Source organism: Marivita sp. (assembly GCF_020055675.1).
In the GTDB taxonomy this organism is placed as follows: domain Bacteria; phylum Pseudomonadota; class Alphaproteobacteria; order Rhodobacterales; family Rhodobacteraceae; genus Marivita.
Window position 1 is genome coordinate 1 of record NZ_JAIPUS010000051.1, and the last position, 8,235, is coordinate 8,235.

General features: G+C 59.9%; 6 protein-coding genes and 1 pseudogene. 1 reads left to right on the forward strand and 6 read right to left on the reverse strand.

The features are described from left to right. Window positions 1-61 precede the first annotated feature (61 nt). A pseudogene (locus tag LCF59_RS17810) lies at window positions 62-322 on the forward strand (YfcC family protein); the annotation flags it as partial. 51 nt (window positions 323-373) lie between these two features. On the opposite strand, the gene LCF59_RS16965 reads toward LCF59_RS17810, so the two are convergent. The 6 genes from LCF59_RS16965 to LCF59_RS16990 form a co-directional block, all read right to left on the reverse strand. Further along, entirely contained in the window at window positions 374-1,117 is a 744-nt protein-coding gene (locus tag LCF59_RS16965) for an MFS transporter (RefSeq protein WP_292288807.1), read from the reverse strand. Then, the gene (locus LCF59_RS16970) at window positions 1,107-3,083 is read right to left on the reverse strand and encodes an ABC transporter ATP-binding protein (RefSeq protein ID WP_292288808.1); all 1,977 of its coding nucleotides are present in this window, start codon (window positions 3,081-3,083) and stop codon (window positions 1,107-1,109) included. The genes LCF59_RS16965 and LCF59_RS16970 overlap by 11 nt, the downstream gene beginning before the upstream one ends. Window positions 3,084-3,106: 23 nt before the next feature. Continuing rightward, window positions 3,107-3,928, reverse strand: a complete 822-nt coding sequence (locus LCF59_RS16975; RefSeq protein WP_292288809.1) for an ABC transporter permease — start codon at window positions 3,926-3,928, stop codon at window positions 3,107-3,109. Between the two features lie 84 nt (window positions 3,929-4,012). Further along, on the reverse strand, window positions 4,013-4,960 hold the full coding sequence (locus LCF59_RS16980; RefSeq protein WP_292288810.1) for an ABC transporter permease: 948 nt from the start codon (window positions 4,958-4,960) through the stop codon (window positions 4,013-4,015). Window positions 4,961-4,973: 13 nt separating this feature from the next. After that, a complete protein-coding gene (locus tag LCF59_RS16985; protein ID WP_292288811.1) occupies window positions 4,974-6,509 on the reverse strand; it encodes an ABC transporter substrate-binding protein in 1,536 nt (511 codons plus the stop codon). An 84-nt stretch (window positions 6,510-6,593) separates the two neighbouring features. Next, the gene (locus LCF59_RS16990; RefSeq protein ID WP_292288812.1) at window positions 6,594-7,322 is read right to left on the reverse strand and encodes an isochorismatase family protein; all 729 of its coding nucleotides are present in this window, start codon (window positions 7,320-7,322) and stop codon (window positions 6,594-6,596) included. Between the last annotated feature and the right edge of the window lie 913 nt (window positions 7,323-8,235).

The window sequence follows — 8,235 nt, forward strand, 5'->3', positions numbered from 1 at the left end:
AAAAGAGTTAGCAATTATCGGAGGATTAACGTTAATATTTGCTATCTTAGGTGCAATAGGAATGGGGGAAGGAGGATTACCCTTTATTCCGCTCGCAGTTTCAGTTGTAACAGCCTTAGGCTATGATAAAATGACAGGCGTCGCTACAGCGATGGCTGGTATGGGCGTTGGATTTGCCTCTGGAGTATTAAATCTTTTTACAACAGGTATAGCGCAAAGTATTGTAGGTCTACCTTTGTTTTCAGGAATTGCATTTAGAACTGCTAGTTTTGTTATATTTTATATAATTACAATTATTTATATATTAAATTATGCCAAAAGGATAAGTAATAATCCTTCTAAAAGTATAGTGGCCAATCATTATAAAAAACAGTTAGAAAAGGGGCAGGAAGCTCATGTAAAGCGCCTGGATATACATGATCAGGAACGTGCCGATCAGGCCGAACTGCACCGGGCGATGCGAGGTCAGGTCGATCCCGCGCTTGTAGCTGTCCAGAACGCCCCGCGCGCTCAGCACCTCGCGCACCGCGGGACCGCCCTCGGCCGGGCTGTGCGCGTACCGGCGGGCAAGATACAGAACAGCGGCGAGAAACACCCCCGTCGCCACCGACGAGGCGACAAAAGCCGCCCGGTATCCGTCCAGCGGCACCTCGAACAGCGTCGCGATCACACCGCCGATCAATGGGCCGACCATGCCACCACCGGACATCCACATCGAATAGCGTTTGATCGCATCGTTGCGCTTGTCTCGTGCGCCTTTGGCCACCAGCACCTGAAGGGATGACGCGGAAACGATGATCGCCACGCCCAGCAACACCTGGCTGATAGCCAATAGCGGGATGCCTTGCGCCAGAACGGTGCACAGCAGCGATGCCAGAAGGCAGCCGGACCCGAGGGACAGCATGCGCATCGGCCCGACCGTGTCGATCAGCTGGCCCGCGGGCATCGCGATCACGATCGGCAGAACCGCCCGCAAGGTCACGAGCAGGCCGATCGCCAAGGTCGAGGCGCCAAGCTCTGCGGCGTACAGGGTGAAGAAAGGGTTGGCGAGGCCCACGACGGTGAAGAATACCCCGCCTCCGAAGATCCCGAAACGGGCGAAACGGTCAGTCTGCATAGTGGCAAGCCGCCTCGCGCAGGCGCGAATGTTTACGAAGCTGCGGCTTTTCCGTCCGGCAGCGGTCCGTCGCCATTGGGCAGCGTGTGGCAAATGCACAGCCTGCCGGAATATCGAGCGGGCTGGGCAATTCGCCGGAAATCGGCACGGCGCTCCGGTTTGCCTCGACAGCGGGATCGGGGACGGGAACCGCATCGATGAGGGCCCTGGTGTAGGGGTGGACCGGATGTTCGAACACCAGATCGGCGGGCCCGTATTCCACCACTTCGCCAAGGTACATCACCGCGATCCGATCCGACATGTAGCGTACCGTCAGAAGGTCATGGGAAATGAACACGAAACTGATGCCCAGTTCGTCCTGCAGGTCACGCAGGAGGTTGATGATCTGCGCCCGCACCGACACGTCCAGCGCCGAGGTTGGCTCGTCCGCCACGACAACCGAGGGCTCCAGCGCGAGCGCGCGGGCAACCGCCACGCGCTGGCGCTGGCCGCCCGACAACTCCGAGGGGTAGCGTTCAAGGTACTCGGGGCCGAGGCCGACCTTTGAAATCAGCCACCTGACCCGTTCTGCACGCGCCGCCGCATCGCCCCAATCCTTGACGATCAAAGGTTCGGCGATGATGGTGGAGACCCGCATTTTCGGATTGAATGACGAAAACGGATCCTGAAAGATCATCTGCGGGGTGCCGTCGATGAAGATTTCGCCGCGCGTCGGGGTATCGATGCCCAGAAGGATGCGGGCCAACGTGCTCTTGCCGCAGCCCGATTCGCCCACAATCCCGAGCGTCTCACGCTGATGCACGCGCAGGCTGACACCGTTGATGGCGCGCACGAGCTGCCGCGGTGTCCGCGAAAACAACGAGGGCGTGACGAATTGCTTCTCCAGGTTATGGATTTCCACAACGACACGGCTGCCCGGTCCCTGATCGTTGCGGCGCGGTTGATGGACACCGGGGTCCTGCTTTTCAGCCTCGCCCAGTCCGGCAGGCCGCCAGCACGCGGCGGCATGATCGGGGCCCCGCGATGTCAGCGCTGGCCGTTCCGACGCGCATCGGTCCTCTGCCGCGGCACAGCGCGCCCGAAAGGCACAGCCGTCGGGCGCGTGTTTCATGTCCGGCGGCAGGCCGGGGATCTGCGGCAGCCGTCCACCTTCAAGCGCCGTCTTGCTGGGGATCGTGCGCAGCAGGCTTTGCGAATAGGGATGACGGGCATCGCGAAATATCTCTGATACCGGACCGAACTCGACGATGCGGCCAGCATACATCACCGCCACCTTGTGGGCGAAACGGGCAACCAGCCCCAGATCATGCGTGATGAACAACATCGCGGCGCCGGATTCCGCCGTCAAGGTCTTGAGCACCTCGACGATCTGCGCTTGGATCGTGACGTCCAGAGCGGTTGTCGGCTCATCTGCAACAACAAGGTTAGGGCGACATGACAACGCCATCGCGATCATCACCCGCTGCCGCATCCCGCCGCTCATCTCGAAAGGATAGGCGTCGATCCGGCCTTCGGGATCGGGAATCCCGACCTTGTCCAGCCACAGCACGGCTTCGGCCCGGGCCTGGGCGGCGGACATGCCCAGATGCCGGCGGATCGGGGCGATCATTTGCTCTGACACCCTCATCACCGGATCGAGCGACGACATGGGATCCTGAAAAATCGTGCCGACGAGTCGACCGCGCACCTTGTTCAGTTGACGCTCGGACAGCTTTGCGAGGTCCCGCCCATCAAGCAGGACTTGCCCGCCGGTCACCTCGCCGGGCAAGGCCAGCAATTTGAGAAGGGACATCGCCATGGCGCTCTTGCCCGAGCCGCTTTCACCGACCACGGCAACCCGTTCGCCCTGTCCGATCTGGAAACTGACACCGTTTACCGCGGCGACCGTGCCAGCTTCGGTCCGGAATTCTGTGGTCATGTCGCGTACGTCCAGCAACGGCGTGTCGATACTTTGTTGAATGGTCATCCGGCGACTCTCCTGAAAAACAGTCATTTGCGTGACCTCGGGTCCAGCAGTTCGCGGACGCCGTCCGAAAGGAAGTGCAGCGACACGGCGATCAGCAGGATGACCACGCCGGGCAGCGTCGATATCCACCACGCGTGTTCGAGATACAGCTGGCCATCGCGGATGACATTGCCCAGCGATGGCTCCGGCGGCATGATCCCGAGACCAAGGAACGACAGGCTTGCCTCGATCAGGATGGCATTCGCGGCGGCGATGGACGCGGCCACCAGCATGGGCGCCAATGTGTTGGGAACGATGTGGCGCGTGACCATCCAGAACTGGCTGGCCTGGACCGTCCGCGCCGCGTCTATGAAAGCGCGCGTGCGCAGTGACAGGACCAGGGAGCGCTGCAGACGGATGAACCGCGGCACATCGGCAAGTGAAATCGCCAGGATCACCGGGATCAGCCCGGTGCCAAGGATCGCCACAAGCCCGATCGCCAGGAGAAGCGACGGAAAGGCAAGGAAGATATCCACCACGGTCATCACGACGCGGTCAATCAGACCGCCAAAGAACCCGGCCAGAGTTCCCAACAAAAGGCCCATCCCAAGCGCAATGGCCGCCACCGAAAGCCCGACGATGAGCGAGACCTTGATGCCGGCCAGCGTGCGGCTGAAGATGTCGCGCCCCATCTTGTCGGTCCCGAACGGATGGAAAATGGATGGTTTTTCCAGAGAGGCGAACAGGTTCGTCTCTAGTGGCGCCTGGATCGGCAGGATCGGTGCGATGGCCGCGAGCGCCAGGATCGGCAATAGGATGATGAGACCCAGGCGCGATTTCTTGTTCGTAACAAGAGGATTGCGCATCAGGCCAGCCAGGGCCGCTCGGAAAGACCGATGTTGAGGCCGAGCATAAAGGGTTTTCTGAAACATGGCGAGACCTTCGCGATCCTAGAATTTCACGCGCGGATCGAGCGAACGATAGACAAGATCCGTGGCAAAGTTGATTGTGACGAACAGCAGCGCGTAGAAGACGATAAGGGTCTGCACCATCTGGTAGTCGCGGCTGTTGATGCCGGTGATCAGCAGGTTTCCGACGCCGGGAACCGTGAAGATGAATTCGACGATGACTGTCCCGTTCAGCAGATTTCCAAAGCTGAGGCCGATCACTGTCACGATCGGCAGCGCCGCGTTCTTGAGCGCGTGACGGAACAAGACACGGAGTTCCGACCACCCCATCGACCGGGCGGTGCGCACATAGTCTTCACTCAGGATTTCAAGCACCGATGTGCGCGTGATCCGGGCCATGGTCGCAACCTGCGTGACCGACAGCACCAGAACGGGCAGCGCGATCCGCTGCATCAGCGCCCAAGGATCGTCCCAGGACACCATGCCACTGGCTGGAAACCAGCCAAGCGTCAGCGAGAACAGTAACAGGAACACAAGCGCGGTCCAGAACGACGGCATCAGGTCAAGGATCATCGCCGTCCCCGTCAGAAAATTGTCGAGCGTCTTTCGGCCCTTGTGCGCCATGAAGGCTGCAAGCGTACCAAGCGGAATCGCAATCAGCACCGTCAACACGATGGTCGAGACCGCGATCGTCATGGTGATCGGCACCGCCTTGAGCAGCAGTTCGGAGATCGGGATGCGCGTGGTGATGGTCTCGCCCAGATCGAACCGGGCGAGAGACGAGAGGTAGTCGAGATACTGGCGAAACAGGGGCTCGTTCAATCCCATCTGTTCGCGCAAGGCCTCGAGCGCGTCGCCCGACAGGGTGTCGCCAGCCATGGCCGAAGCCGCATCACCGGGGATGAGCCGGAGCGTGAAGAACACAAGTGTGACAACACCGAAGGTGGTGATCACGAGCTGCACGAGCTTTTTCAGGCTGTAATCAATCATGGCCGGCAATCCTTCAGGACGTCGTTACGTCGACTTCCCAGAAATTCACCTGGGCGAGGTAGTTGGGCTGCACGCCGATGACGGACTGCTTGCCTGGCCAGAAGACGTTGTTGGCGTAGGTCGGCAGGTACGGCAAGTCGTCCATGACGATCTGCTGTAACTGCACGTAGAGCGCCTTGGCCTTCTCCGGGTCCGGCTCGGCCTTCGCGGCCGCCATCAGATCGGTAACCTCCGGGTTGTCGTAGCGCGCTCCGTTCAGACCGCCGGGCACCTTGTTGTCGGGGTGCAGGTAGTTGGCCAGGATCATGTCCGGGTTGATCGCGGGCAACAGGCGGGTTGCCATCTCGAATTCGCCGGCGTTGCGCCGCTGGTTGAAGGTCGGCGTATCGACCAGGTCCATCTCCATGGCTACGCCGACCTTGGAGAGAAAATCGATCTCGAACTGCTGAAGCTCGGTCACGCCCTGCGCCGAGGTGCCCAGATGCTTGAAGCTGAACCCGTCGGGATAGCCCGCCTGTGCCAGCAGCGCCTTCGCAGCCTCGACATCATAGGGGTAGCGCGCGACGTCCGGGGTGTAGACCGGCATCCAGGGCATCAGCAGCGAATGGTACCCTTGCTGCAGGCTGGGGGACAGCGCCTGCGTGATGGTGTCATAGTCGATCGCATGAGCGATGGCCTTGCGCACACGCGCATCGGCGAAGGGTTCGAACTCGGTGTTGAAGACCTTCACCGCCACCGCGTAATTGTCCACGGTGTTCATCTTGAACCCTTCGGCCATCAGGGTCTGCAGGTTTTCCTCGCGGTTGGAGCGCATGACAAGATCGACCTCGCCGTTGCGCAGGGCGATCGTGGCGGTCGCCTCGTCCTTGATGATGTTGAAAACCAGCGTCTCGATCGGCGCCGGGCCCTGGTAGTAATCGTCGTGCCGCTTCAGGATGATCTGCGAATTCACGTCAATAAAGTCCATGTAGTAGGGCCCAGTGCCTACCGGTTGCCAGCGCACCTGGTCGCCGGCTGCCTCGATGGCCTCTTTCTTGACGATCTGGCCCTGGTGATAATTGGCCACTGAATGCAGGAAGCTGCCGTTGGGCGAGTCCAGCTCGATTATCAGCGTATACGGGTCGGGCGCCTCCATGGCGACAAGCCCGGCGAACTCGCCAGCATAGGGCGATGCCGTCTCTGGGTCGAGGATCCGGCTGTAGGAGTAAATGACGTCCTCGGCGGTGAACTCGCCGTAGCCTTCTTGCCATTGGACGCCTTTGCGCAGGTTGAACGTCCAGGTCTTGTTGTCGGTCGTCTCCCACGAGGTCGCGAGATCGGGAATGATCTCGCCGGTCTGGCTGTCATAAGTCGTCAGCCCCGAGAAGATGTTAAAGGCAAGGTTCTCGTTTTCGATCCGGAATATGTTGGCCGGGTCATAGCCTGCCGGATCGTCGTAGAAACGGATCGTCAGCGTCTTGCCGTCCTGGGCAAGTACGGGCTGGCCGGCGCCAACGAGCGCGGTCGCCCCCAGAAGGCTGCCAAATTGGCGGCGATTGAGTTTGAACATTTGTCTGTGTCTCCTTGTCAGGCAGTGGGGGAAGGCCGCGCAACGGTTGCAGGTCTTCGCCTGCTTTGCGCTGCGCGTTCTGGATCAGCCGACCTTGCGTGCGGCCATCGGCACCGGCTCGGCCGCAGCGATTCCACGGAAATACTCTTCGGCCATCTCGGCAGAGACCACGTCGGAGTATTTTTGATGCATGTCGTAGAGGTTCATGAAATGCGACGCCTCGGTCCTGTCGAAAACGCATTCCTTGACGACGCCGACGCGGAACCGGTGGGTCGCCGCATCCACGACGGAGGCGCGCACGCATCCCGACGTGGTCTCGCCGCAGCAGATCAAGGTGTCGATCCCGAGGCTTTGCAGATGGAAAGCAAGCGGCGTGCCCTGAAACCCGGACGGGGCCGTCTTTTCGATCACAACCTCGCCGTCGATGGGCTTGACCTCATCGACAATCTCGGTGCCTTTCGCCTGCATGTCCGGGCTCAGCTTCGACGGACCACGCTTGCGATGCACCCACGGTTTGATGCCGGTCTGCAACCCCTTGACATGCACGACAGGAATGCCGGTTTCGCGGGCGACCGAAAGAAGTTGCGCCGTCCGGTCCACCGCGGCCCACCCTTCCAGACCGGTCGATCCCGGCCAGGTCTTCATCGAGTCAAAGATTTCCTGCCGGTCAAGACCCAGCACGCTGTAGTAGATATCGATGAGCAGAAGTGCAGGTTTTCCGCCAAAACCGAAAAGCTCTTTCTTGCCCCAGAGCGCGTCATGTTTGCGGTCGCGCTCGCTCAGGTAGGGTTCCCATCCGTATTGCGTGGTCATGTCGTACCTCCATGCGTGTCGCCGGCCCGTGCGGGCCTGGCCGTTTCTTGAACCGGCGATGCGCGGGGGCCTTGGGATGGCAGCAACCGTACATGGCCGTTGTTCTGCGGCCTCCGTGAACGCCAGAACCACACCCGTGGAACCGTCAAATGGCCCGCACTGTCAGCACAAACCACACAGGATCATTCAGTCAAGTTACTTGATTAAAAGTCTAGTAGCTTTCTGATACCGCTTCATTCATGGTCGATATTTCGCAGTTCGTGATGAATTCCGCGCCGCAGAATCAACAAACAGAGGCCTGTGGATGCGGCAGCTACGCTTGATGCACGAAACGGAGGCCCGAGGTAAAAATGCGATTCGGCCCCGTGCAGCAGGTGTGCACGGTCCGGATCAGCGGGCGGGACTCAGAAGCAATACGACCGCGACACCATGCTTGGCCCAGGGTCTTTGAAACCCGTCAACGAACCAGCCCATCCCGACGAGAACGGTCTCGTGTCATCCAAGCTCGACCCGAGAAGACACGCCGAAAGCCATATGCGTCAGACCGGGATCAAGACGCGATCGTTCGCCGCATCAAAGGCCTGTCGATCGTTTTGGTCGGTATTGTTGATTGCGACCTTCATGCCAGCCCCGATGCCGACGTAGCTGGTGTAAGACGGGGTATGGCTCTCCCTTGTCGCCTGCGGTTTTCTCGCAGTTTCCCCATAGCGGAAATCGCCGCCGATTGATTTGGGATTGTATGGGTTTCTTAAAGGGTCGGCAGAAAATTCGGAGCCTTGGACTTTCTTGAAACGCTCCGAGTTTGTCGGAGACCATCAACTTAAGTAAGGATGATGGTTATGACAAAAAGCAAAATGGCAAATCGGTATGCGCCCGAGGTCCGCGCACGTGCGGTCCGGATGGTGTTCGAGCA

Bases quoted from the DNA above. Each gene is read 5' to 3' on its own strand.
- LCF59_RS16965 (WP_292288807.1), bottom strand. From the start codon at position 1,117: ATGCAGACTGACCGTTTCGCCCGTTTCGGGATCTTCGGAGGCGGGGTA.
- LCF59_RS16975 (WP_292288809.1), bottom strand. From the start codon at position 3,928: ATGCGCAATCCTCTTGTTACGAACAAGAAATCGCGCCTGGGTCTCATC.
- LCF59_RS16985 (WP_292288811.1), bottom strand. From the start codon at position 6,509: ATGTTCAAACTCAATCGCCGCCAATTTGGCAGCCTTCTGGGGGCGACC.
- LCF59_RS16980 (WP_292288810.1), bottom strand. From the start codon at position 4,960: ATGATTGATTACAGCCTGAAAAAGCTCGTGCAGCTCGTGATCACCACC.
- LCF59_RS16990 (WP_292288812.1), bottom strand. From the start codon at position 7,322: ATGACCACGCAATACGGATGGGAACCCTACCTGAGCGAGCGCGACCGC.
- LCF59_RS16970 (WP_292288808.1), bottom strand. From the start codon at position 3,083: ATGACCATTCAACAAAGTATCGACACGCCGTTGCTGGACGTACGCGAC.